We start from the raw sequence: 24720 nt of genomic DNA on the forward strand, positions 1-24720 counted from the left end.
GGGCTTAGCGAGTCGGTCCGCCAGACTTTGGTCGACCTGCTGCCTTGCCTTTGAACTTACCCTTCGCTTGAGGCTTGCCGCCAAACTTCTTGCCCGGCTTCGGTCCGTCATTGTTGTCGCGCTTGAAAGGCGGACGAGCCTTGTCGCCTCCGCCTTTGCGAAACGGTTTCGCATGGACCTTGTTGCCGCCATGCTTGCGGTTTTCGCGTGCTTCGATGCGCGGGCCCTCGGGCGATGCCTCGATCACGATCGCATCCTGATCGTCGTCGGCGGAAGCGGTGCGACCGAGAGCGTCGGTGAACTTGGCTGCTTGCGCAGATGGGATCTGGAACCACGTTTCATGCTGGCCAATGCGGATCGCGCCGATTTCGTTGCGGGTAACATGGCCGCGGCGACAGATAAGCGGCAGAATCCAGCGCGGCTCGGCGTTTTGGCGCCTGCCGATACCCATCTTGAACCAGACGACATCTTCGAAACCGGGGCGATGGCGATCAGCCTTTGCCTTTTCACGGCCATCCGGCGTGTTTGCGAGCATTTCCTCCGGTTGGGGAAGCTGTTCGCGATGCATGCTGACGAGCGTCGCGGCGATGTCTTCCGGCGGCATCCGTTTCATAAGGTCCGCGGCCAGATCGCGATCTGCATCGTCGTATTCGCGCGGCTCCGTCAGCTTTTCCATCAGGCGGGTGCGATCCTTCGCCGCGATCTGTTCGGGCGTGGGCGCATCGATCCAGTCGGCAGAGATATTCGCACCGCGCAGCATGCCTTCGACCCGGCGGCGGCGGTTATAAGGCACGATGATCGCGGCTGTACCCTTCTTGCCCGCACGACCGGTACGACCGGAACGGTGCTGCAAGGTTTCGGCATCGCGGGGGATTTCGACGTGGATCACGAGGCTGAGCGAGGGAAGGTCAATACCGCGAGCGGCAACGTCGGTAGCGACGCAGACGCGGGCGCGGTGGTCGCGCAGCGCCTGGAGGGCGTGATTGCGCTCGCTCTGCGAATGTTCACCCGACAGGGCGACGACGCCAAAGCCGCGGTTCTGCAAGGTGGTGTGCAGGCGGCGCACGCTTTCACGGGTGGCGCAGAAACAGATGGCGGTTTCCGCCTCGTGAAAACGCAGCAGGTTCACGACCGCGTTCTCGATTTCCGACGGACCGACGGAAATGGCCTGGTAGGCAATGTCGCCATGACCACGGTCCTCGCCGACCAGCGAAAGACGCAGCGCATCCTGCTGGTATCGTTCGGCAAGGCGCACGATGGCGCGCGGCATTGTTGCCGAGAACAGCAGCGTGCGGCGCGTTTCGGGCGTCGCGTCGAGGATCTCCTCGAGATCTTCGCGGAAACCCATGTCGAGCATCTCGTCCGCTTCGTCGAGCACCACACCGACGAGTGCCGAAAGGTCGAGGGCACCACGCTCAAGATGGTCGCGCAGGCGCCCGGGCGTGCCAACGACGATCGCCGGTCCGGTGCGCAGGGCGCGGCGTTCCTTGCTCGGATCCATGCCGCCGACGCAAGTCGCGATGCGCAGCCCGGCCTTTTCGTACAGCCAGCCAAGCTCGCGGCTGACCTGCAGGGCCAGTTCGCGGGTCGGCGCGATTACCAGTGCCAGCGGCGCTTCGACCAGTGGGGTCCCGCGCACTTCGGCCAGGATCTGGTCCGACAAGGCAAGTCCGAAAGCAACGGTCTTGCCGCTGCCGGTCTGTGCGGAAACGATGAGGTCGCGGCCTTGCGATTCGGGAGCGATCGCTGCGGTCTGCACCGGAGTAAGCGTGGTATAGCCCCGATCATTGAGGGCATCGCCGATTACCGGCGCAAGATTTTCAAAAGGCATGTGAACTCGTGGGGCCGCGAAACCAGGCGGACGGGCAGGGGGATAACGTCGGGCGCGTCCAAAACCGCGCTCCTGGCGCGCAGTCGGTTTGCACTGCGGTCGCCTATTTGACGACGCTATAGCGCAAATCTGGCGCTTTGGCTTGTTTTATTTTGCAATTGCGAAATGAAATGTCGCAGCAAGGGAAATTCATGCCGCAACGTCCGAGGTCTGTCCGCACTTGTAGAAGCGTGGGTTCGCTCTTCAGGACCCAAGCATTTCCCGTGCAACCCAAGTCGAATGCACGCCACTGGAAATCTTGTGCGGCAGGGCGAGGCGACAGATCGGGCCTTTGGCGATATCGCCTGCATCGAGGATAGCGAATTCGCTCGTGCCCTTGTTTTCGTCGATCAGGAAGGTGACGAGATATGCCTGATCTTCTTTCGTCGCTCCCTGTTTGGGGACCACCGGGCTTTCGCTCGCATAGACGCCTTCTGGAAGCTGGTAGAGCTGTTCCTCGCCTGTTTCGCTGTCATGGCGGCAATAACCGTTGAACAGGAACCAGCCGGGCTTGCTGGTGGTCGACCAGGTGTAGCGGTTGCGGCGCATGGCATAATCGGGATTGATCATCCCGAATTCGACAATCCTGTCGGACAGGCGCTCTTCACTCGTCTCGCTCGTCGAAAGGTTGAAGCGCCAGCGGTGCAGGCGGCACTGGAAGCTGTGCTCGTCGACATAGGCCATCATGTGCGCATAGCGGCCATGTTCCTGCAGCGGTTCGGGCATGGGGCAGGATTGGTGATAGCCCTCCAGCACGACCTCGTCCTCACCATCTTCATTCCTGGCTTCGTAGGCATTGGTCCAGTGCAGCACGTAGGTCGGTTCGGCCTCGAACCAGCGGATGTCTTCCGGCTGCCCATGTCGCGGGATCAGGGCGAAGCGGCTCGGCAGCCCTTCGTGCAGGCGCGCCGCATGAATATCGCGTTTCAGGGCCTCTTCATCCCAGAACAGCGGCATGTCGTTCAGGATCGACCAGTTTTTAGTGATCGCCATGTCATGCGGCAGGCGCGGACCGGGGAGCGGAATCGGTACGTAGTGGGCGAGCCTGCCCGCACGATCGACCACGCCATAATGCATGTAGGGGGCGTGGACCGAATAATTGAAGAACATCATCTCGCCGGTCGCCTCGTCCACTTTGGGATGGGCGGAGATGCCGTCGATCGGACCCCACGGTGCCTTGCCGAGATTTTCCAGCGTGACCGGGTCGAGCATCCATGCCTCCCCGCACTGGTAAAAGGTCGCGTATGCCACGCCTGCGTGAACCACGATGTCGGTGCTGCCGGTATCTTTCAGCCCGCCATGCGCGCCGAAGCCGGGTCGTTTACCGGTTCCCGGCGGGTCCATCAGACCGCCCCATAGCGACTGCCCTGCGATCTGCTCCTCGATGAAGCAATGCGTGCGGATGAAGCGGTTGCGGTAAGCCACCTTGCCATCGCGAATATCGACCTGGTGGACCATCGCATCGCCATCGAAAGGGTGGTGCCGACCGAGCGGCTGGTGGACCGGATTTTCCGTATTGCGAAGGTAGATGCCGTCGATGTCGGTTGGGACTTCGCCCTCGATCACCTCAAGCTGATCGACCGTCACCTCCTCGTGCACGGGGGTCCATGCCCCCGAAAGGTAGGGATGGTTCGACGGTTCCAGCGTATATTTGAGCGCCGGTTCGCGGGTGATCTGCATCGCTTGTCCTCTCCGCGAGGGAGACTAGCCCAAGCGCCGCGACAAGCAAGCGGGCGGCGTCAGTCTGCCTTCTTGATCCGTTTGCGCATCATGCCTTCCTGCGCGACGCTGGCGACAAGCTGGCCATCTCGGTTGAAGATGCGTCCACGGTTGAACCCGCGTCCGCCACCCGACCACGGACTGTCGGTGGCATAGAGCAGCCATTCGTCGGCGCGTGCTTCGCGGTGGAACCACAATGCGTGGTCGAGGCTAGCGCCCACAAGTTCGCCGCGCATCCAGCTGAGGCCGTGTGGCAGCGCGCTCGTCCCGAGAAGCGTAAAATCGCTGGCATAGGAGATAATGGCGCGGTGGATTGCGGGATCGTCGGGCAGCGGTGCGACGGTGCGGAACCAAGTGTATGCCACCGGCTCGCTCGGCTCGCTGTTCATCCAGTGAAGTCGGCCTGCCGTGCGCATGTCGATCGGGCGGGGGCGAGTGACAGTCGCCTTTTGCGCCTCGTTCATCCGGTCGCCTGCATGCTCCACGATCTTGCGACGAATTTCCTGATCCGATTTCAGGTCTTCCGGCGCTGCGACATCGGGCATTTCATATTCGTCGTGGGCCAGACCGTCTTCGGGCTGCTGGAAGCTCGCTGTCAGGTTCAGGATTGGCCGGCCGCCCTGGCTAGCCACCACGCGGCGGTTGGCGAAGCTGCGTCCGTCGAAGTCGGCCTCTACCCTGAGGTCGATTTCCGGTCCTTCTTCGCCTCCGCGCAGGAAATATGCATGAAGCGAGTGCGCTTCCTTGCCATCGGTGACGGTTGCGCTGGCCGCCTGAAGCGCCTGCGCGATCACCTGGCCACCGAAAACCCGGCCGACGCCATCCTTCTGCGGGCGGCCGGTAAACTCGAAATCGGATTTCTGCTCGACCGTCAGCAGTCGGACGAGTCCGTCGACAAGACGTTGGGGATCGATTGGCGTTTCACTCATGTGCAGCGCTTTGCTGCGACTTTACGGAAACGTCAATCTCATCCCGTGTCGGTTATCCGACCAGCCCAGCCTTTCGCATGGCCCGATAGGTAAATGCCTTCGCGTAATTGCCCGATGGCCAACGACCCGGTGCCCTTGGGGTCATTCCGGCGCCGCGCAGTACGCGATTGAATCCGCGTGCGTCCGCTTCGGCGAAGCTCCAGTCGCTGCGCCAGGTGATCGAGAGCGAGATCGAGCTTTCCGGACCGACGCGCACGAAATGCGGCGCCATCACCGGCACGAAAACTGCTTCGCCCGGCGCAAGAGGAAACTCGCGCGCGCCGCTCATCAGGCCATCGTTCCAGACCAGTTCGCGTGCTCCGCCAGAGTGATAGGTTTCGTGGATCTCGTCAGGAGCGAAGGCCGGATCGCCGGCCGGGAACTGCGTCATGACTTTCGATCCGGTGACCTGCAGCAGGATGTTGTGCTCGGGATCGAAATGATAGGGAGTGACCGCATTGGGGCTCGAAATGAAGATGAAGCCCTGCGGCCGCATCATCGCACCGGTCTTCGCCTCGATCTGCGGTTTCAGCTCGGCCAGCAAGCTCAGCAGAAGGCCGCGATAGCGTTCGTCCTGTTCGATGTTCTTCAGCACGGCCCAACTGTTCGCCTTGGCGATTTCGCGGATCGTGTCCTCAATGCTCATGCCGGTCGCGCCCGGCTTGCCATCGATCCCGATCGGTAGGTCGCCGCGATTGTACTCGATCGAGGTTTCGGGAATCCGGCCAGCCAACTCGGCCAAGGCGTCGAGCGTCAGCAATTCACGCCGGTCGAGGGTATGGTGCAGCTTGTGCGGGACCTCGGGGTAATTGGCCGAAAATTGCGAGCGGGCTTCTGCCGGAAATACCGGTTCTGTCCGCGTCCTGGTGTCGATGCCAAATGTGGTCGGTGCGTTCATGTTCAGCTTCGCTCCCTGGTTTCGCGGCGAAACAATTGCTTCGCGATTGCCTGGCGCAAGGGCCCACCCAGCGCGACGTTGCACGAAGCGATCGTGCGTTTCTGGCGCCATATTCGTTCGATCATGGGGTGGCCTTCGGCGGCGCAACTGTCGCACCATTCGATATCGGACCGGTCGAGCAGGGCGAGGTTTTCCTTTTGCAACAGGACACCGGGCGAGAAACGCGCGTAATTTTCATCGAAAGCGGTCTTGAAGCTAAAGGCGCCGGGCGGGGTGATGAAATTGGCGAGCATCGCAATCGGCCTGCCATCGATCCGCATTGTCAGTCGCTCGAGCTTGCCGCTGGCAGCTGCGCCGACCAGTGCCTCCTCGAACAAGGTTGCGGTCGCCGCGTCACTCGCGAGGGAGGATCCTTCGTCGCCCTTCCAGCCCGCCTCTTCCAGTGTCAGGAATTCAGCCGACCAGGCTGCGACATCGGTATCGTCGCTATGCTGCTCGAAGGTCACGGGCCCTTCCTCACCGAGGCGCTTGGCCTGCCGCCGCAATTCCTTGCGCTTCTTGTTCGGCATGGCGTCTTCGAAATATTCCTCTGCAGAAAGGTCGGAGCGCAGCATGGCGCGCTCGACACTGCCGACCGTAGCGAAAGGCCGGTCATGCGACGAAATCTCTGCCTGCAACGCGCGGTATCCCGGGCTGTCGACAGCAATCTGGGGCAGGTGAAGGAACAGGGCGCCATCCTGTTCATGGCCCAACTGGCCTGTTAGCGTTCGCCAGAAATGCCGCTCATATCCTCGTGCGATCAACGGTGACCCGCAAAAGGCATTGGGGTGCAGCCATACCTCCCAGTGCGGCAGGGGGTAGCCGTAGTAATTCGAGCTCAGTGTCAGAGGGGCAAGCGCGGTGAGTTCGCCACCAAGGTAATAGGCGGCTATCTCGACGCGCCCCTTCGAATCCAACCTCGCCAGCGACGGCAAGAGGAACCACGGTTCGAAGAAAGGATTGGGTTCTCCTGTTCGCGCGACCAGAGCCTGCCATTCGGCGGCGAACTTCTCGCACGAAGCTTGCCCGGCCGTAAGAAAATGGATTCCTTCTTCGCGCAGGGCGAGCTCCTGCTCGGGAGCGGTCTCGTAGAGCTCCTCGGCAGAGGTTGTTTCGTAGATCGCGAGCGGCGCAGTTGCCATGATCGCCGTTAACCCTTGTGCACTTGCGCAGGAGTGCGCGGAAATGCGGGTTAGCAGCCGCTAGCTAAGGAATGCTCAACGCGGCGAAAGCACCGCATTAACCATGATCAAAGGAAAACCCCGCCCGGATCGCTCCGGACGGGGCTTCATATCCCGCAGACGGGGATTTTTCGGATCACATCGCGGCGTGGCCGCCTGCCAGCGTTGCGAGCAGCAGCAGCGCAACAATGTTGGTGATCTTGATCATCGGGTTCACGGCGGGGCCGGCGGTATCCTTGTAGGGATCACCGACCGTATCGCCGGTCACCGCAGCGTGGTGGGCGTCAGAGCCCTTGCCGCCGTGGTTGCCGTCTTCGATGTACTTCTTGGCATTGTCCCATGCACCGCCACCGGCCGTCATGGAAAGCGCCACGAAGAGACCGCCGACGATCACGCCGAGCAGCAGTGCGCCGAGCGCCGCGAAGCCGTTTGCCTCTCCGGCGATCCAGCTGATCACGAAGTACACCACGATCGGTGCGAGCACCGGCAGCAGCGACGGAATGATCATTTCCTTGATCGCAGCCTTGGTCACCAGGTCGACGGTACGGGCGTAGTTCGGACGGCTGGTGCCGGCCATGATGCCCGGATCGTTGGCGAACTGGTCGCGAACGTCCTTGACCACGTCACCGGCAGCGCGGCCGACGGCGGTCATGCCCATCGCACCGAACAGGTACGGGAGCAGGGCGCCGAGCAGCAGGCCGACGATCACGTACGGATTCTCGAGGCTGAAATCGACGGTGACATTCGGGAAGAACTCTCGAAGGTCGGTCGTATAGGCAGCAAAGAGAACCAGCGCAGCAAGACCTGCCGAACCGATCGCGTAACCCTTGGTCACGGCCTTGGTCGTGTTGCCGACTGCGTCGAGCAGGTCGGTCTTTTCACGAACGCTTTCGTCGAGACCCGCCATTTCTGCAATGCCACCGGCATTGTCGGTGACAGGACCGTAAGCGTCGAGCGCGACGACCATGCCAGCGAGTGCAAGCATCGCGGTAGCGGCAAAGCCGATACCGATCAGACCGGCAAGCTGGTAGGCGATGATGATACCGGCAACGATCACCAGCGTGGGCAGCGCAGTCGCTTCGAGCGAGATTGCGAGACCCTGGATCACATTGGTGCCGTGGCCCGTTTCGGAAGCCTTGGCGATCGAGCGCACCGGACGATAGTTCGTGCCGGTGTAATACTCGGTGATCCAGATGATCAGGCCGGTAATGGCAAGACCGAGGAACGAGCAGTAGAACAGCGCGCGGCCGGTGTAGCCATTATCGCCGATCTCGGTTTCCATGCCGCCGAGCGCATAGTCGGTGGCGAACCAGATCAGGAATGCAGAGATAACGGCAGTGATGCCGAAACCCTTGTACATCGCGCCCATGACGTTGTTCGAGCTACCCAGCTTCACGAAGTAGGTACCGATGATCGAAGCGACGATGCAGACACCGCCGATGAACAGCGGCAGCGCCATCAGCGGGGCGAGCGCTTCGCCTGCACCCTTAACCAGCAGCGCGATCAGCACCATGGTTGCACCGACGGTCACGACATAGGTTTCGAAAAGGTCGGCAGCCATGCCGGCACAGTCTCCGACGTTATCGCCCACGTTGTCGGCGATAACCGCAGGGTTGCGTGGATCATCCTCGGGGATACCGGCCTCGACCTTGCCGACGAGGTCGGCGCCGACGTCGGCAGCCTTGGTGAAGATACCGCCGCCCAGACGGGCGAAGATCGAAATCAGCGAAGCACCGAAGGCGAGGGCGACCAGCGCGTCGATCACTGTACGATCGTTCACCGCCATGCCCTGAACGCGGGTGAGGTAGTAATAGAAGACCGCGATGGCGAGCAGGGCGAGACCGGCGACCAGAAGGCCGGTAATCGCACCGGCGCGGAACGCCATGGTCAGGCCGTCCTGCAGGCCCTTTTCAGCAGCTGCTGCGGTCCGGACGTTCGCCCTCACCGAGATATTCATCCCGATATAGCCGGCGACACCGGAAAGGACTGCGCCGATCACGAAGCCGATGGCCGACGTCAGGCCGAGGAAAACCCCGACCAGCACTGCAACGACCACGCCGACCATTGCGATGGTGCGGTACTGGCGACCCAGATAGGCCTTGGCGCCTTCCTGGATGGCGCCTGCAATTTCCTGCATCTTCTCGTTCCCGGCACTGGCGCCGAGAACCTGGCTGCTGGTGAAGACGCCGTACACGACGGCGAGCAAGCCCAGCACAATTGATATGAGAACTAGATCCACGAACAATCCCCTCTTCCAAACGTGGAATATTATTATCCGGCCTCTCCTTGGACGGAGGCACGTGATGCGATGGCTATAGGGATGGCACTGGACTGACAAGGCCCCTTTGCCGGGAGACCGCGCTTTGGCCCCCGTTTCGTCGGTATTGGTGGGTTTGAAGCGGCTTAGTGTTGGTAACCGAGCGTGCCGGAAACCGGCTTCCCGTCGATAGTCAGCCTTGCCTCTCCCGGTCCGGCCGTCCGGACACTGCCGATCCTCGTGGAGGAGACGGGCAGCTTCACCCCGGGCGCAGCCGTGAAGAGCAATGCGTAATCATCGCCCCAGCGAATGCATTCGTCGAAGCGGGCGGGGGCGGCGACCGGAATGGCCGCGCTGTCGAGCTCGAACGCAACGGAACCTGCGGCGCAAGCCATGCGCGAGCAATCGAGCAAGAGCCCGTCCGAAACGTCCATCATGGCAGAAACGACAGGTGCAAGAGCCCGGCCTTCATCGAGCAAGGGACGGGGGCGGCTGTATGCCTCGTGATCCCCACCAGTCCCATCTTTGAGGGCTTCGAAGCCGAGCATGGCGCGTCCGAGCTCGCCTGAGACATAAATATGGTCGCCATCCCGCGCGCCACTGCGTGAAGGGACAGGTGTATGGGTGGCGCGACCGATCGCTGTCAGGCCCAGCGTGCGCGGGCCTTCGGCGCGGATCGTGTCTCCGCCCAGCAGCGGCACGTCATATTCGGCGAGAACGGCATTCAAGCCTTCGAGGAAACGATCGTCGCCTTCACCCAGCGAGTGGCCCAGAAGCACGCCGAGCGGCTCGGCGCCCTTTGCCGCAAGGTCCGAAAGGTTCACGGCCACGAGCTTCCACGCGATGTCGAAAGGGTCGGCTCCGGGGAGCCAGTGGGTCCCTTCGGCCATCATGTCATGGGTCAGGACGAGTGTTTCGGAGCCGATCTCCAGGACCGCACAGTCGTCTTCCAGATTACGCGCACCGGGGTGGAGCGGCAGTGTGCGCAGCGCCTCGATGAAGCTGCTTTCGCTTATGACCGCACATCCTTGGCAACGGCATCCAGTACGCCGTTGACGAATTTGGCTTCGCGATCGTCGAAGAACGCCTTGGCGACCTCGACATATTCGTTGATCGCGGTGCCGGTGGGCACATCGGCGCGGGCAATCAGTTCGTAGGTGCCGCAGCGCAGGATCTGGAGCATGGTCTTGTCGAGCCGTGCAAGGGTCCAGCCTTCGGCGAGCTTGCTCACCAGCGTATTGTCGATCTCGTCGCGGCGCGCATCGACACCGGCAACGATATCGTCGAAGAAATCGACCTCGGCGTCGGCATACTGGTCTTCGTCGATCTGCTTGCCCAGGCGGTGCTGGTGGAATTCATCGAGCAGGCGGGCGAGCTTGGTTCCCTCCATCTGCTGCTGGTACAGCGCCTGGACCGCCGAGAGACGGGCAGCAGAGCGCGCCAGCGAACGCTGGGGAGGTTGGGTGTTGGTCATTTGAGTCTCAATTCAACGGATTTTGCGTGTGCGGGAAGCCCTTCGGCATGGGCTAAAGCCACGGCGGCCGGGCCGATCTTCTCGAGGGCATCCTCTCCCAGTGAAATGAAGCTGGTGCGCTTCATGAAATCGAGGACTGACAGGCCGCTGGCAAAGCGCGCTCGGCGCCCGGTCGGCAGGACGTGGTTCGGGCCAGCGACGTAATCGCCGATCGCCTCGGGCGTGACGCGGCCCATGAATATGCTGCCCGCATGGCGGATCGATTTGAGCAGCGGCTCGGGGTTCGCAACCGCCAGTTCGACGTGTTCTGCTGCCAGCTCGTTTGCGAGCGCTGCTGCATCGTCGAGTTTATCGACCACGATGACCACGCCGTGTTCCTGCCAGCTTGCCGAAGCAGTCTTGCCGGTCGCGAGCGTTGCCAGCTGCAGGTCGATGCAGTCTTCGACCTGCGCGGCGAAGGACTTGTCATCGGTGATGAGGATCGACTGGGCGGACGGGTCATGCTCCGCCTGGCTGAGGAGGTCGGCAGCGATCCAGTCCGGATCGTTGTCCTTGTCCGCGATGACGAGAATTTCGCTGGGCCCTGCAACCATGTCGATGCCGACCACACCGTAAAGCTGGCGCTTGGCCTCTGCGACCCAGGCATTGCCGGGACCGGTGATCACATCGACCTTGCTGATCCGCTGCGTGCCATAGGCAAGCGCTGCGACCGCCTGGGCACCGCCGACGCGCCACATCTCGTCGACACCGGCGATATGTGCTGCGGCGAGGACCAGGGGATTGCTTTCACCCTTGAGCGTCGGCGTGGTCACTACCAGCCGCTCGACCCCGGCCACTTTCGCCGGGATTGCGTTCATCAACAGAGAAGAAGGATAGGCTGCCCGCCCACCCGGAACATAAAGTCCCGCAGCGTCGACCGGCCGCCAGATTGCGCCCTGGCGCACGCCATCGCCATCGACATAGTCGCGATCAGCGGGGATCTGGTCCTTGTGATAGGCCCGGATGCGCGCGGCAGCGAGTTCCAGCGCGTCGCGCAGTGCAGGCTCGAGATTTTCGTATGCTTCGCGGCAGCGTTCGGCCGAAATGATCCAGTCGTCGTCGCGGGTAAGCGCGTGACCGTCGAAACGCATGGAAAATTCGCTCAGCGCGGCATCGCCGCGGTTGCGAACTTCACGCAGGATATCGGTGACCTGCATGGCAACGTCGGCATCGCTTTCGCGGCGGTCGTTCACGACCTTGCGGAATTGCGAGGCGAAATTGGGATCGGTGGCAAGCAGGCGTTGCATCAGGCGGCGGCCTTCTGCTCGATCGCGTTGCGGAATGCACTCACCAGTTCGCCGACGCGTGGATCGGTTTTCAGCGCTGCGCGGTTGACGATGAGGCGTGCGGAAATGTCCACGATGCGATCGGTTTCGACGAGACCGTTTTCTGCCAGCGTCCGCCCGGTCGAAACGAGGTCGACGATCCGGCGCGCAAGGCCCAGCGAGGGGGCAAGCTCCATCGCACCGTTCAGCTTGACGCACTCGGCCTGGATGCCCTGCCGCTCGAAATGGCGGCGGGTCAGGTTTGGGTATTTCGTAGCGACGCGCAGGTGGCTCATGCTCTGGGCATCGCCGGTGTCGCCATCGACCATGGCAACAGACAGGCGGCAGTGACCGATGTCGAGATCGACCGGTGCATAGAGGTCGGCATAATCGAATTCCTCGATCACGTCCGATCCGACAATACCGATCTGCGCCGCACCGTGCGCGACAAAGGTCGCAACATCGAATGCCCGCACGCGGATCAGGCGCATGTCGGCACGCGAGGTCGCGAAGCTGAGCGAGCGGTTGCCCTTGTCGTGGAAGCCGTCTTCCGGCACCACGCCTGCGCGCGCCATCACCGGCAGCGCTTCGTCAAGGATGCGCCCCTTCGGAATGGCAAACGTCAGCTGGTCTGATGTGTTGTCGGTCATTTCGCCGCGGCACTTAAGACCTGGGCAGCGAAAGGGCAATGGATATGGGCACCTCCGACGATCGGCCGAAATACGAATTCGTCGACATGGATTCGTCGGGCGAAGGGGCGGTCCGCACCGCCTTTACCAATCAGGTAGCCTATTGCGAGGCGAATGGAGCCCCGATTACGGCGCGCATCGTCGCCGCGATCCTTGCCGTGGTCGAAGGCGAGAGGAGCAACGCACTGATCGAGCGGATTCGCGGCTGGCACGGGGCGCCGCTTGCCGATGCACTCCCGCTGCGCGTTGCCGGCGGCATCCATTCGCTGCACCTTTCCGGCGACGCGCCCGAACTTATGCCGATCTATCGCGGTATCCCCGCTGCCGACACCGATATCGTTGAACAGGTGATCTTCGGTCACGAGGCGCAACTGCTTCCGTGGCTGGATGGACCACCGCAAACGAACGAAGCTGGGCGATCGTCCAATTTTATCGCCGCGATGCTCTGGCTGGCGTCAGAAGGCTTGCCGGCGAGGTTCGAGTGCCTGGAACTCGGGTCGAGCGCGGGGATCAACCTGATGCTGGATCGATATGGCTATGACCTCGGCGGTGTCGAGGTCGGACCGGCCAATCCCGTGATGACGTTCAAGCCAGAATGGAAAGGCAACCCGCCGCCGGACGAGGCTATCGAAATCGTTTCGGCCAAGGGGTGCGACGTTGCGCCGGTCGATCTCACCGATCCGGCGCAGGCACTACGGCTGAAAGCCTACATCTGGCCCGAACATACGGTTCGCTTCGAACGGATAGAGGCTGCCATCCGCGCGGCGAGCGATAAGAAGCCCGACATTCTGAAAATGAATGCTGCCGCTTTCGTCGAGGCCGAACTGGCAAAGCCGCAGGCGGAAGGCACCACGCGGGTGCTGATGCACTCCATCGTCTGGCAATATGTGCCCAAGGACCAGCAACAGCGGATCGTCGCTGCGATGGAAAAAGCAGGGGCGAGGGCGAGCGCGGACACACCGCTGGCGTGGGTTTCGGTCGAGGCGGACCGCACCGTGCACCGCCATGTGCTGAAGGTCCGATACTGGCCGGGCGGTGATGAAGAAGTACAGCTAGGCTGGTCGCACGCCCATGGTGCCGATATCGAGTGGCTGGGCGCCTAGGCCAAGCTCAGCCTTCGGATTCCATCCGTTCGATGTAACCGTCTGCCACCATGGCCGCGACCTGGTCGAAGAGCTGGTCGGGCGTGCGCCGCATCTCGCCCATCGCTTTTTCCATGCCGTCGGCGACGATGATCTCGCGTTCGCCGGCAGCCATGGCATCGATCATCGTGTTGGCAGCATCGCCCGGGCGAATTCCGCGATCGATGATCGCGTCGCTCCGGCCGCGTTTCGACCCGTCTGCAGTCAGCGCGTTGCGACTGACGTCGGTCGCGATCGAGCCGGGGAAAATGACATGGACCGACACGCCTTTCTGCGAAAGTTCGGCGCGCAAGGCGTCGGCATAACCTGCAAGGCCGAACTTGGCCGCGCAATAGGCGGTGCGCATCGGCACGCCGACCTTGCCCGCGATCGAACTGATGAAGGCGAGGGCACCGCTGCCACGCCCGGCCATGTGCCCGATCAGCCCTTGCGTGAAGGCGATCTGCGCGGTCAGGTCGACATCGATAATGTCGCGATAGACCTGCATGTCGGTCTTCAGCGCCTGGCTGCGCTGCGAAATTCCCGCATTGGCGAAGGCGATGTCGACGCCGCCCTTCCATGCAATGGCCTTCTCGGTTGCACCGGCAAGGGCATCGTCATTGCGAACGTCGAAGGGCAAGACGAGGCTGGAAGAGCAATCGGCGGCGACTTCTGCGAGGCGTTCCTCGTCGCGGCCCGAAAGGATGATATTGGCGCCGCGCGCCGCAAATTCACGTGCGAGAGCCGCGCCGATCCCGGAAGACGCCCCCGTAATCCACACTGCCTTGTCAGCGAATTGTTCGGTCGTGTTGGTCATGGATAGCTCACCGTTTTTGGTTGTCCGTCGGGAATAGGAATGAATTCGTCCTCGTCACCCGGCACTTTCGGAAAATTGCCGGCTTTCCAGTCTTCCCGTGCCTGCCTGATGCGATCGCGGTCGGAACTGACGAAGTTCCACCACACATGGCGCTGCGTCCTGAAGGCTTCGCCGCCAAGCAGCATGATCCGTCCGCCGCGCTCGCTCGACAAGGCCATTTCGCGGCCAGGTGCAAGGACGGTCAGCTCGTATAGTCCGAGCGGCGTGCCATCGATACTCGCCTCGCCGCCAACGAGCATGACCGCGCGTTCGTCGGCCTCTGCCTCTATCGGCATGGAGCCGGTGGGGGCGAGCAGGATCTCGGCATAGATCGTTCCGGCATGCGTGGTCGTTGCAGCGCGCCTGCCCCAGAGCTCGCCCATGATGACGATCGCCTTGGCACAGCTGTCCTCGACCACCGGCAGGTCGGTGATTGCTTCGAACGCGGGATCGATCTCCTCCTGCCCATCGGGCAGGGCGAGCCATGTCTGCATGCCGTATAGTTTCGGTCCGGTGGCCCTGTCCTCGGCCGGGCTGCGCTCGGAATGGACGATGCCGCGTCCGGCAGTCATCAGGTTGACCTGGCCGGGACGAATGGTGGCAAAGCTGCCCAGGCTGTCGCGGTGCTCGATCGCACCTTCGAACAGCCAGGTTACCGTGGCGAGGTTGATATGCGGATGCGGGCGCACGTCCATCGCTGAACCGATATCGAGCTGAGCCGGGCCGAATTCATCGACGAAGATGAAGGGGCCGACCATTGTCCGCTCGCGCTTCGGCAAGGCTCGGCGAACCTCGAACTGGCCAAGGTCATGCGTGACCGGCGTGATGACCTGTTCGATCATCTATTCGCCCGGTGCACGTGCGCGAATGGCAAAGGCATGGACGCGCTGGCCGGGGATGTCGCCCAGGGCGCGGATCACCATGCGCTGGCGGTCCAGCCGCGACTTGCCTGCAAAAGCCGCGCTCTCGATCACGACCGTAAAGTGCGATTCCCCGCTGCCGTCGTCGCCCGCATGGCCGTGATGCCTGGCGCTGTCATTGATGACTTCGAGCAGCAAAGGCTCGAAGTTTTCCGACAGTATCGTTTCGATTTCCTGTGCGATTGTTCCGGCCATTTGCATGCTTTGGGGGTTCCCTTCTCGCTTGTCCATGCCCATCCTTATGGGGTGTCTCAATCCAGATTTCACGGACGGTTCGAAGATTCCGATCGCATTTGCGAGCGACCGGGATGCAGGGAGGCGGGCGAATTCCGCGCGCCGGGTTTTCGCTCGGGCGGGTTCGACGGGCCGGGCGAATATCGCTGGTTCTGTCTCGAACACGTGCGCGAATTCAACGCAGGATACGACTGGTTCGAAGGGATGAGCGCGGAAGAGATATTGAACGCGCAATCTCCCGCTTCGGGCTGGCGCACGGAAAGCCCCAGTTTCCGTCCGACTGCGGGCGTGGACGGCATGCCGCGATGGGCGGACTTCAACGATCCGCTCGATGCAATCGGCGCGCGGGCAAACGGTATCAAGAGCCGCGCTCAGCGCGAAGCGGTGATGGCAATGGATGGCAGGTTCAGCCGCGACGAGGCGCGTGCGCTCGAGACTATGGGGCTGGGCCTGGATATCGACCGGCACAGATTGCGCCGCCGCTATTCCGAACTCGTTAGGCGCTATCACCCCGACCGCAACGGCGGGGATCGCAAGTACGAGAAACGTTTGACCCGCGTGGTCGAAGCCTACCAGCTCCTGCGGAAATCCAGCGCGCTCAGCTAGGCCGGACCGGCCAGTCCTACCAGCGGCCCGATTTCATCAGACGCTGGCGAACGGCTTCGCGTTCGCTGGTGCTCTGTCCGGGGGCGTCGTCGGGATATGGCGGGAGGCTGCCCGCTGGCAGGTATTTGGTGATAACCGTCCCTTTGTCGGTGATCCGGTGCTCTGCCACCTCCAGCATTCGAACCGGCGTACCTTCGCCGAACAAGCGCTTCCCCTTCCCGAGCAGGACGGGGAAGGTCATGGTGGTAAGCTCGTCGAGCAAGCCGGCTTCGAGAAGGGCTGGGTAGAGCGTGCTCGAACCCTGGATCACCAGGTCCGGACCGTCGGTATCCTTGAGCGCTGCCACGTCCTCGATCCCGCGGAGCCGGTGCCTGTTTTCCCATTCGAGCGGCTGGTCGCCCTTCGTCAGGACGTATTTGTCGGCGTTGGTGAATGCGATGCCCAGTCCGCCGTCCGCATCGCCGACATAGGGCCAATAGGCGGCAAAGATGTCGTAGGTTCGTCGCCCCAGCAGCAGCCCGTAATCGCCGGAAAACAGCGGGCCCAGCGTTTCGCCTAGCCCCTCGTCACCCAGCTTGAACACCCAGCCGCCCTGGTCGAATTCACCGGTGAAATCTTCCTCGATCCCGCCGGGGCTCTGCATCACGCCATCGAGCGTGAGGAAGGCCGCACCGATGATCCTTCGCCCCATGGACTAGGTCCCTTTGACAGCGGCATTAATGGCAGCGACGTCGATCTTGTGCATCGTCATCATCGCTTCGAAGGCGCGTTGTGCAGTTTCACCGCCGGTCGACAGTGCCTCAGTCAGGACGCGGGGTGTGATCTGCCAGCAGACGCCCCACTTGTCCTTGCACCAGCCGCAGGCGCTTTCCTGGCCGCCATTGCCGACGATGGCGTTCCAGAGCCGGTCGGTCTCTTCCTGGTCGTCGGTGTGGATCTGCAGCGAATACGCTTCGTCGGGGGCGAAGTTGGGGCCGCCGTTCAACAGCATGTAGGAAATGCCGCAAATGGTCAGCGTCGCGAGCAGGACGTCGCCTTCGCCGGTCGAAGGGTTGTCGGACGGCGCACGCTGGATCTCGCCCAGTTCGCTGTCGGGGAAGATGCTGGAATAGAAGCGGGCGGCCTCTTCTGCATCCTTGTCGAACCACAGGCAGACGGTCGCCTTGGGAGCAGCGGCGCTCATCCCTGTTTCTCCGCGATCAGTTTCATGTCGATTGCCTTTGCTTCCTTGTAGGCAGGGCGTTCGCGCAGGCGGTTCGCATAGTCTTCGAACACCTTGCGCGTGGGGATAGAGCCGAAACTGATGCCCCAATCGACCTGGCTGCCGACATAGACGTCGGCCATGGTGAAACGGTCGCCGCACACATAGTCGCGCCCCGAAAGCAGGGTTTCGAATGTATCGATGGCGCGGTCGTAATTTCCGAAGCCGAGCATCCCTTCCTTCTGCGGGTCTTCGACGCTCCATCCCATCGCGCGGCTGGTAACGGCCTGCTCGACCGGCCCTGCGGCAAAGAACATCAGGCGATAATAGTCCGCCTTCTCGTGCTGCCGGGGAAGGAGGTCCGCTGCGGCATGCGTTTCGGCGAGGTAATGGCAGATTGCCGGACATTCGGTGACCACATGGATGTGATCGCCGTCATGATGGACGAGGGTTGGCACCTTTCCCATCGGGTTGGCTTCGAGGAAGCCGGCCGGCTTTGCCTCCCAGTCAACCAGTTCGGTGGCATAGTCGGCACCCACTTCGTGAAGTGCCCAGCGCACGATCTGGCCGCGGCTCATCGGATTGGTGAAGAAAGTGAAGTCGGCCATGCGTGCTCTCCCTCGGCTGAGCCCTAGGCGTGAAATTCGACGACGGGTACGAAGCTGCCATATACCATGCGCGGGCCGTCGAACGGCATCTCGCCGAAATCGGCCATGCGCGGGTCTTCCACCATCTTGGTTTCAGCGGCTTCGGCCGTTTCCTTGTCGGGCCATACGACCCAGCTGAAAACGATCTTCTCTCCCTCTTCGGCCTTTACCGCACGGCGGAAATCGGTGGTCTTGCCGTCCTTCACATCGGCTTCCCAGCATTCGACATGGCTGAGCGCGCCGAATTCCTTGGCCAGCGGCCAGAACTTCTCTGCCACGTCGATATATGCCTGCTTGTTGCCTTCGGGCACGGGAACGATGAATCCGTTGATGTACATGGGTTCTTTCCTCTCTTTCTTGTGAGTTCAGGCGATGTCGGGCGGTCCGCCTTCGACTGCCGACTCGTCCATCCAGAACGTTTCCCAGACATGACCGTCTGGGTCTTCGAAGCTGCGGCCATACATGAAGCCGTAATCCTGCAGCGGGTTGCAGTCCGGAGTTCCGCCCGCGGCTGCTGCCTTGCTGACGAGATCGTCGACCTCTTCCTTGCTCTCGCTGTTGAGTGCCAGCATGACCTGGGCACTCTTGCGTGCATCAGGGATCGACTTGGTCGTGAATCCCTTCCACTTGTCATGTGTCAGCAGCATGACGACAATGGTGTCCGAAAGCTGCATGGCCGCCGCGGTCTCGTCGGTGAACTTGGGTTCGTTGGTGAAGCCGACGGCGGAATAGAACGCCATGGATTTCGCGAGGTCCGCAACCGGAAGGTTCACGAAAATCATCTTTGTCATCAATGCTCTCCTCTCATCGTGCGACTCGAAAGCTTGTATGTGTTGAGGCAATCAGTTACTAAAAGCAACCGTGAAGTTACAAAAAGAAACCAATAAGACAAAGTCGCATGGCCGCTGGTACAATGATGCCTGCGGAACCGCCTTCGGGCTCGAACTCCTGGGCGAGCGTTGGTCGATGCTCGTCGTGCGCGAACTGATGCTCGGACCAAGGCGATTTTCCGACCTTCGCGCCAGCCTGCCCGGAATTTCGGCCAAAGTGCTGACAGAACGCCTGACTGCACTCGAAGAGGCGGGTGTGGTCGTGAAGCGCAAGGTCACAGACCCTGTGCCCGCGCATCTCTACGAACTTACCAAGTGGGGCTATCGCGCCGAACCGGCAATCCAGGAACTGGGGCGCTGGGCCGCGATGTCGTCAGGGCATGACCCTCTGTTGCCGCTCTCTCCTGTATCGCTGATGCTCTCGCTACGGACCATGTTCGACCCGGCAAAGGCTGCTGGATGGAGCGCGACGATCGGCTTCGAGATAGCGGGCGAGGGTTTCGTGGCCCGGCTGGCCGATGGAGCCTTGCCCATCACCCGCGGCGATCCCGGCGGAGCAAAAGCGATCTTCCGCGTTCCGGTTGCGCCTGTACTCGCTGGCCTGTTCTATGCCGGGGTGCCCGCCGAAGAGCTGGAGCGCGACGCCGGGCTCGTCATCGAAGGCGACCGCGAAACCGCCATGCGTTTTGCCGGGATATTCGAACTTCCTGACAAGCTTGCCTAGCGCTGGCGAAATGCCCAGCGCAGCGTCTTGCCGACACCCCAGGTCGCTGCCCTTGCAGGAAACGCGGCCAACCCTGGGCGCGACAGGCCGAGCATCGACCGGGCGAAGCTCGGCAGGATGGCGACCGCTTCCGCGCCTAGCATCGCCTGCACGCCGGGCGGTGTCCCTTCCGGCTTTTGAGTGAGGACGAGTTGCGCGATCTCGCGCGCTTCGGGCGATGTCCGAAGATCGGTCCGCAGTTCCCTGAATAGCTGCTCGGCCTCGACGCGGTTCAGCGGAACGGGATCTGCTCCCAATGCGCGCGCGACCACGGCAAACTGGCGATAATATTCGTCCTGCTCATGGCCCGGCATGTCGGGCCTTACGTGACGCAGGTAGGCGGCAAGGAAACTGGTCGCTTCTGCGACATGCACCCAGGCGAGGGTTCGGGGATCGGTCGCCGAATAGGGGGATCCGTCGGGCAGGGTGCCGCCGACTTTTGCATGGATCGCGTTGACCCTTTCAATCGCGCTTTGTGCATCGTCTCTGTGCCCGAAGGTCGTCACCGCGATGAAGCGAGCCGTACGGCGCAGCCGGCCATGCATGTCGGAGCGGAAATTGGAGTGGTCGAGCACGCCCTGCAACGCGTGCGGGTGCAGCATCTGGAGCAGCAGGCCGCGAATGCCGCCGACCATCATGCCGATGATATCGGCGTGAACCATCCGGATCGGGGAATCGCGCTCGAACAGCGCTTCGTCCGACACCGGAACGGGCTGCTGACCGCCTTCGATATCGTTGAAGACGCCGCGCACCTGTTCAACCAGCTTGCCACGCAACAGTTCGATCGGATCGGCCATTGCCGCAATATAGGGTGATTGCGCCTAATGAAAATGTTGCGCTTCGCATGCTTGCAGCGCGTGCCGCACCTGTATAGGCGTCGCTTCATGGTTCAGAACCTGATGGAATCCGACTACGACGGAACGGCCAAGACGCTGTTCGATGCCCCCGACACGACGCTCGACGTGCGCGACACGTTCGGTATCGATATCGACTGGCAGGTCCCTGCATTCAGCCTCGCGGACGAGCGCGTTCCTGAAAAGGACGACGGCTATGTCTTCGATCCGGATACGACGCTCGCGATCCTCGCCGGCTTCGCGCACAATCGCCGGGTCATGGTCCAGGGCTATCACGGTACGGGTAAGTCGACCCATATCGAGCAGGTTGCAGCGCGCCTCAAATGGCCCAGCGTTCGCGTCAATCTCGATGCGCACATCAGCCGTATCGACCTTGTCGGTCGCGATGCGATCGTGCTGCGCGACGGCCTGCAGGTCACGGAATTCAAGGAAGGCATCCTGCCGTGGGCGCTGCAGCACCCCGTCGCGCTGACCTTCGACGAATACGACGCCGGCCGCCCCGACGTCATGTTCGTGATCCAGCGCGTGCTGGAAGCGCAGGGCGCACTGACCCTGCTCGACCAGAACAAAGTCATCACGCCGAACAAGTTCTTTCGCCTGTTCGCGACCTCAAACACGGTCGGCCTCGGCGATACGAGCGGCCTCTATCACGGCACGCAGGCGATCAACCAGGCGCAGATGGACCGTTGGAACATCGTCGTCGCGCTCAATTATCTCGAGCCCGAGGTAGAGCAGAAGATCGTCAAGTCGAAGAGCCCGGAAACCGACGGAAAGACCATTGCCGACATGGTCAAGGTCGCAGACCTGACCCGCCAGGGTTTCATGAATGGCGATATCTCGACCGTGATGAGCCCGCGTACCGTGATGACCTGGGCGCAGAATGCCGAGATCTTCAATTCGGTCGGTTTCGCATTCCGTTTGAGCTTCCTCAACAAGTGCGACGAGGCGGAACGTGTCCTGGTGGGCGAATACTATCAGCGCGTCTTCGGCGAGGATCTCCCCTCTGGCGCGGCGAAGTCCGCGAATTAACCTGCGGCCCGTGCCGGTCCGTTCAGGTTCCAGAAAAGCGCTCGCCATTACTGTGTTAATCGGATAACACAGCGCTATGTTCAATTGGTTTCGATCTTCGCGCCGCAACCCGGCGCACTCGGGTGCGGATGGCGAAGGGGATGCAGGATTCTATTCCCTGCAGGAGCCGTACGGCAGCGCGTGGGACGATGCCGATGATTGGCCCCGCGGCTGGGACGACGAGCGTTCCACGCACCGTAGCGAACGGTTCGCCGATTGGGACGACCGGCTGGACCGGATCGACGACCATCTGGGCGAAACGGAAAGGCGCAGGCTTCCCTGGTGGCGTCCCGCCCATTGGCGCGGACGGCGCAAGCGCTGGTGGGCGGTGCGGATCGTCGCGGCCATCTTCGCACTATTCATCCTCATCATCGCCTGGCTGGCGCTGACGGCTCCGCTGTCGAAGTCGCTCCAGCCGATCGCATCCCCCCAGATCACCCTGCTGGCATCGGACGGCACGCCCATCGCGCGAAGCGGCGCGATGGTGGAAGAGCCGGTCGAGGTCGAGAAACTGCCCGACCACGTGGTCGAGGCATTCCTGGCCATCGAGGACCGCCGTTTCTATGACCATTGGGGTATCGACCCGCGCGGCCTGGCGCGCGCGGCGCTTTCCAACCTGACCGGCGGATCGACGCAGGGCGGCAGCACGATCACGCAGCAGCTCGCCAAGTTCACCTTCCTCGACAGCGAACAGACTCTGACCCGCAAGGGCCGCGAGATGTTGATAGCTTTCTGGCTGGAAGCGTGGCTGACGAAAGACGAAATCCTCGAACGCTATCTGTCGAATGCCTATTTCGGCGACAACCAATACGGACTTCGCGCAGCCAGCCTGCACTATTTCTATCGCCAGCCTGAAAAATTGCGTCCCGAACAGGCGGCCATGCTCGCCGGCTTGCTGAAAGCGCCCTCGCGACTTGCCCCCACCAAGAATTACGACCTCGCGCGTGAGCGCATGAAGCTGGTCGTCGGGTCGATGGTGGCGGCGGGATACATGACGGAAGAGGAAGCGCGGCGACTGCCTGCGCCGCGTCTCGATGTCAGGGCGCGAAACGACGTCCCGACAGGCACCTATTTCGCCGACTGGGCGCTGCCGATCGCCCGCCAGGAACTCGAGCGCGGCTATGCCCGCCAGACGATCACCACGACGCTCGATTCGCGTCTGCAGAAAATTGCCAGCCGCGTCGTCGCCAATGCCCCGCTTGGCAACGCGCAGATCGCGCTCGTCGCGATGCGGCCGAATGGCGAAGTGGTGGCGATGATCGGCGGCAGGAACTACGCGAAATCGCCGTTCAATCGCGTCACCCAGGCCAAGCGCCAGCCGGGTTCCACGTTCAAGCTGTTCGATTATGTCGCGGCCATTCGGGCAGGGATGGAGCCCGACGACCTGATCGACAATTCGGAGATCACGGAAGGCGCCTATCGCCCGAAGAACGCAGCCGGACGCTATTCGGACAGCATTACGCTGGAAGATGCCTTCGCGCGGTCCAGCAATGTCGCAGCGGTGCGACTTTACTACGATCTCGGCGGCGAAAAGATCATCGACACGGCGCGCGACCTCGGTGTGACGTCGCCGCTGCCGAGCGGGGATCCGAGCCTTGCGCTCGGTACCTCGACCATGACCTTGCTCGAACTGACCAGCGCCTATGCAGGGATTGCCGGAAATACCTTCCCGGTGAAGGCGCATGCCTTCCCCCAAGGAGAGCGCGGATGGTTCGACTGGCTGACGAGCGGCGAAAAATCGCTGTCATCGCGCAAGCACCAGTATGTCGAACAATTGCTGCGCGCTTCGATCAACAAGGGGACCGGAAGAGCAGCCATGCTCTCGGTCCCGAATTTCGGCAAGACCGGTACGACGCAGGACAATCGCGACGCCCTGTTCGTCGGCTATGCAGGCGACCTGGTGGTGGGCGTGTGGATCGGGAACGACGACAATTCACCGTTGAAGGGCATCAGCGGCGGCGGTCTGCCAGCGCGGATCTGGCGCGATTTCATGCGTTCGGCCCTCAGCGGCGCGAACGGTCCGGTGCCGGAAGAACGGCCCGATCCGGAAGGTCCCGTGCAGCCGATGGATGTGCCCGAACTCGGGGACATTCCGTTCGGCCTGCAGGTCCGCAACGGGCAGCTCATCTTCTCGGGCGACGAAAGCGGGATCCCGCTCGACATCGTTCTCGACGACGAGGGTGTCCGGATCGATCCCGAGAGGCTGGAACGGGCGATCGAACAGCGCCAGGCGCAAATCGACCAGCGAGAGATCGAACGCGAACAGGCGCGCGCCATCGAAGAAGCGGCGCGGGAGCTTGAGCAGCAATTACAGGAAGCGGGGCGCTAGCCCTCGCGGTCGGCCATCAGCACATTCATGATGGCGGTGGCGATCGGGCGGTCGCGGTCGTCCTGCCACGCCTCTACCGAAACATTGGCATTGCGTCGGCCGAGCCGGGTGATCCGCCCCTTGGCGTAGGTGGTCTTCTGCTTGCCCGCGCTCAGGAACTGGACCGTTATGTTGATCGGTTTGAGCTGTGGATCGCGGCCGTCGCTGGCGAGCCGGGCGCGCAAGGCGGCATAGCCTGCCGTTTCCAGCAATCCGCTGGTCGCGCCGCCGTGAAACGCCCCCGGCCTCCCTTCGATCACCGGGCCGAACCCGACAGTCAGCACCGGGACGCCGTCTTCGTGGTCCGATACTTCGATGCCCAGCGAACGGGCATAGGCGGTCAGGGCTGCGGAGCTGTTATCGGGCACTGCGCGGATCCCTTGCGATGGTCATGAAAACCCCTGCCATGGTGGCAACGGGATCGTCGGGATCGCCGTCATGGGCGATGCCGCGAACGAATGCGGCAGAGCGCGTTGTCCGGAAACACTCGACCTTGCCGAAGACCGAGGCGCGTTCCCGCGCCGGACGCTGGTAATCGACACGCAGGTCCAGCGTCGCGACAGGAGTAAACCTCTTCGTTTTCGTCCAGATGCTCATGCCCGAAGCCATGTCGAGCAGGCTGATGATGGGGCCTGATGCCAGCATATGGCGATCCTCCTCGCCCAGCAGGTCCTCGCGCCATGGAAGTTCGAGCTGGACCCAGTCGTCTCCATGCGCCGAATATTTCATGCCCAGCCATCCGGGATGGCCATGGCTGAAAAAGAAGCTCGCCGATTGTTCGGGATCGAAAGGAGGCAGGTCGTTCGCCATGCGCGATCCTGTGCGGATAGGGCCGCGATATTACAACTTTTTA

At 62.3% G+C, this 24720-nt stretch carries 26 protein-coding genes; 5 read left to right on the forward strand and 21 right to left on the reverse strand.

Annotated features, from left to right (window positions below; translation table 11 throughout):
- Positions 1 to 4 precede the first annotated feature (4 nt).
- From AMC99_RS02570 to hisG, 10 genes are all read right to left on the reverse strand, one after another.
- Positions 5 to 1831: a DEAD/DEAH box helicase gene (locus AMC99_RS02570; RefSeq protein WP_061922401.1), complete on the reverse strand. Its 1827-nt coding sequence runs from the start codon at positions 1829 to 1831 to the stop codon at positions 5 to 7.
- Positions 1832 to 2074: 243 nt separating this feature from the next.
- The gene (locus tag AMC99_RS02575) at positions 2075 to 3550 is read right to left on the reverse strand and encodes a carotenoid oxygenase family protein (protein WP_061922404.1); all 1476 of its coding nucleotides are present in this window, start codon (positions 3548 to 3550) and stop codon (positions 2075 to 2077) included.
- Positions 3551 to 3609: 59 nt separating this feature from the next.
- Positions 3610 to 4518, reverse strand: a complete 909-nt coding sequence (locus AMC99_RS02580) for an acyl-CoA thioesterase (protein WP_061922405.1) — start codon at positions 4516 to 4518, stop codon at positions 3610 to 3612.
- Between the two features lie 52 nt (positions 4519 to 4570).
- Positions 4571 to 5455 carry a cupin domain-containing protein gene (locus tag AMC99_RS02585; RefSeq protein WP_061922408.1) on the reverse strand — a complete coding sequence of 295 codons (885 nt, stop codon included), beginning with the start codon at positions 5453 to 5455 and terminating at the stop codon, positions 4571 to 4573.
- A 2-nt stretch (positions 5456 to 5457) separates the two neighbouring features.
- Positions 5458 to 6636, reverse strand: a complete 1179-nt coding sequence (locus tag AMC99_RS02590) for a GNAT family N-acetyltransferase (protein WP_083440060.1) — start codon at positions 6634 to 6636, stop codon at positions 5458 to 5460.
- Between the two features lie 175 nt (positions 6637 to 6811).
- Positions 6812 to 8914, reverse strand: coding sequence for a sodium-translocating pyrophosphatase (locus tag AMC99_RS02595; RefSeq protein ID WP_061927607.1), 2103 nt, complete (start codon positions 8912 to 8914; stop codon positions 6812 to 6814).
- Positions 8915 to 9078: 164 nt separating this feature from the next.
- A complete protein-coding gene (thiL, locus tag AMC99_RS02600; protein ID WP_061922411.1) occupies positions 9079 to 9948 on the reverse strand; it encodes a thiamine-phosphate kinase in 870 nt (289 codons plus the stop codon).
- A complete protein-coding gene (gene nusB, locus AMC99_RS02605) occupies positions 9945 to 10406 on the reverse strand; it encodes a transcription antitermination factor NusB (protein ID WP_061922414.1) in 462 nt (153 codons plus the stop codon). Before nusB ends, thiL begins: the two co-directional genes overlap by 4 nt.
- Positions 10403 to 11692: a histidinol dehydrogenase gene (gene hisD, locus AMC99_RS02610; protein WP_061922416.1), complete on the reverse strand. Its 1290-nt coding sequence runs from the start codon at positions 11690 to 11692 to the stop codon at positions 10403 to 10405. Before hisD ends, nusB begins: the two co-directional genes overlap by 4 nt.
- Positions 11692 to 12360, reverse strand: a complete 669-nt coding sequence (gene hisG / locus AMC99_RS02615; RefSeq protein ID WP_061922419.1) for an ATP phosphoribosyltransferase — start codon at positions 12358 to 12360, stop codon at positions 11692 to 11694. The genes hisD and hisG overlap by 1 nt, the downstream gene beginning before the upstream one ends.
- Positions 12361 to 12398: 38 nt before the next feature.
- Between hisG and AMC99_RS02620 the strand changes: the two genes are divergently transcribed.
- Positions 12399 to 13502 (forward strand): DUF2332 domain-containing protein, encoded by a 1104-nt coding sequence (locus AMC99_RS02620; protein ID WP_232301483.1) that lies wholly within the window; start codon positions 12399 to 12401, stop codon positions 13500 to 13502.
- 7 nt (positions 13503 to 13509) lie between these two features.
- On the opposite strand, the gene AMC99_RS02625 is transcribed toward AMC99_RS02620, so the two are convergent.
- Genes AMC99_RS02625 through AMC99_RS02635 form a run of 3 tightly spaced genes read right to left on the reverse strand, consistent with a single transcriptional unit; the run spans position 13510 to position 15491 of the window.
- The gene (locus AMC99_RS02625; protein ID WP_061922421.1) at positions 13510 to 14337 is read right to left on the reverse strand and encodes an SDR family NAD(P)-dependent oxidoreductase; all 828 of its coding nucleotides are present in this window, start codon (positions 14335 to 14337) and stop codon (positions 13510 to 13512) included.
- Positions 14334 to 15218, reverse strand: coding sequence for a pirin family protein (locus AMC99_RS02630; protein ID WP_061922424.1), 885 nt, complete (start codon positions 15216 to 15218; stop codon positions 14334 to 14336). The genes AMC99_RS02625 and AMC99_RS02630 overlap by 4 nt, the downstream gene beginning before the upstream one ends.
- On the reverse strand, positions 15219 to 15491 hold the full coding sequence (locus AMC99_RS02635) for a BolA family protein (protein WP_061922426.1): 273 nt from the start codon (positions 15489 to 15491) through the stop codon (positions 15219 to 15221).
- A gap of 51 nt (positions 15492 to 15542) precedes the next feature.
- Here AMC99_RS02635 and AMC99_RS02640 point away from each other — a divergent pair, with 51 nt between their 5' ends.
- Positions 15543 to 16136, forward strand: a complete 594-nt coding sequence (locus AMC99_RS02640; protein WP_061927611.1) for a J domain-containing protein — start codon at positions 15543 to 15545, stop codon at positions 16134 to 16136.
- 16 nt (positions 16137 to 16152) lie between these two features.
- Here AMC99_RS02640 and AMC99_RS02645 read toward each other — a convergent pair whose 3' ends face one another.
- The 5 genes from AMC99_RS02645 to AMC99_RS02665 are packed head-to-tail and all read right to left on the reverse strand — an operon-like array spanning position 16153 to position 18775.
- Positions 16153 to 16827 carry a dihydrofolate reductase family protein gene (locus tag AMC99_RS02645; RefSeq protein WP_061922428.1) on the reverse strand — a complete coding sequence of 225 codons (675 nt, stop codon included), beginning with the start codon at positions 16825 to 16827 and terminating at the stop codon, positions 16153 to 16155.
- A gap of 3 nt (positions 16828 to 16830) precedes the next feature.
- Positions 16831 to 17319, reverse strand: coding sequence for a VOC family protein (locus AMC99_RS02650; RefSeq protein WP_061922429.1), 489 nt, complete (start codon positions 17317 to 17319; stop codon positions 16831 to 16833).
- Positions 17316 to 17945, reverse strand: a complete 630-nt coding sequence (locus AMC99_RS02655; RefSeq protein ID WP_061922430.1) for a glutathione S-transferase family protein — start codon at positions 17943 to 17945, stop codon at positions 17316 to 17318. The genes AMC99_RS02650 and AMC99_RS02655 overlap by 4 nt, the downstream gene beginning before the upstream one ends.
- Before the next feature lie 23 nt (positions 17946 to 17968).
- On the reverse strand, positions 17969 to 18322 hold the full coding sequence (locus tag AMC99_RS02660) for a DUF1428 domain-containing protein (RefSeq protein ID WP_061922433.1): 354 nt from the start codon (positions 18320 to 18322) through the stop codon (positions 17969 to 17971).
- Between the two features lie 27 nt (positions 18323 to 18349).
- Positions 18350 to 18775: a VOC family protein gene (locus tag AMC99_RS02665; protein WP_061922435.1), complete on the reverse strand. Its 426-nt coding sequence runs from the start codon at positions 18773 to 18775 to the stop codon at positions 18350 to 18352.
- Between the two features lie 70 nt (positions 18776 to 18845).
- Here AMC99_RS02665 and AMC99_RS02670 point away from each other — a divergent pair, with 70 nt between their 5' ends.
- Positions 18846 to 19538: a winged helix-turn-helix transcriptional regulator gene (locus AMC99_RS02670; protein WP_061922439.1), complete on the forward strand. Its 693-nt coding sequence runs from the start codon at positions 18846 to 18848 to the stop codon at positions 19536 to 19538.
- Here AMC99_RS02670 and AMC99_RS02675 read toward each other — a convergent pair.
- Positions 19535 to 20374: an oxygenase MpaB family protein gene (locus AMC99_RS02675; RefSeq protein WP_061922444.1), complete on the reverse strand. Its 840-nt coding sequence runs from the start codon at positions 20372 to 20374 to the stop codon at positions 19535 to 19537. The genes AMC99_RS02670 and AMC99_RS02675 overlap by 4 nt on opposite strands.
- An 87-nt stretch (positions 20375 to 20461) precedes the next feature.
- Between AMC99_RS02675 and AMC99_RS02680 the strand changes: the two genes are divergently transcribed.
- Both AMC99_RS02680 and AMC99_RS02685 read left to right on the forward strand, forming a co-directional pair.
- Positions 20462 to 21460 carry an AAA family ATPase gene (locus AMC99_RS02680; protein ID WP_232301484.1) on the forward strand — a complete coding sequence of 333 codons (999 nt, stop codon included), beginning with the start codon at positions 20462 to 20464 and terminating at the stop codon, positions 21458 to 21460.
- Between the two features lie 76 nt (positions 21461 to 21536).
- The gene (locus AMC99_RS02685) at positions 21537 to 23828 is read left to right on the forward strand and encodes a transglycosylase domain-containing protein (RefSeq protein ID WP_061922447.1); all 2292 of its coding nucleotides are present in this window, start codon (positions 21537 to 21539) and stop codon (positions 23826 to 23828) included.
- On the opposite strand, the gene AMC99_RS02690 is transcribed toward AMC99_RS02685, so the two are convergent.
- Both AMC99_RS02690 and AMC99_RS02695 read right to left on the reverse strand, forming a co-directional pair.
- Positions 23825 to 24235: a PaaI family thioesterase gene (locus AMC99_RS02690; protein WP_198143560.1), complete on the reverse strand. Its 411-nt coding sequence runs from the start codon at positions 24233 to 24235 to the stop codon at positions 23825 to 23827. The two genes, AMC99_RS02685 and AMC99_RS02690, sit on opposite strands and share 4 nt — an antisense overlap.
- Positions 24225 to 24677, reverse strand: a complete 453-nt coding sequence (locus AMC99_RS02695) for a PaaI family thioesterase (RefSeq protein WP_061922450.1) — start codon at positions 24675 to 24677, stop codon at positions 24225 to 24227. Before AMC99_RS02695 ends, AMC99_RS02690 begins: the two co-directional genes overlap by 11 nt.
- Positions 24678 to 24720 lie beyond the last annotated feature (43 nt).

The sequence above is a fragment of the Altererythrobacter epoxidivorans genome, from assembly GCF_001281485.1.
GTDB lineage: Bacteria > Pseudomonadota > Alphaproteobacteria > Sphingomonadales > Sphingomonadaceae > Erythrobacter > Erythrobacter epoxidivorans.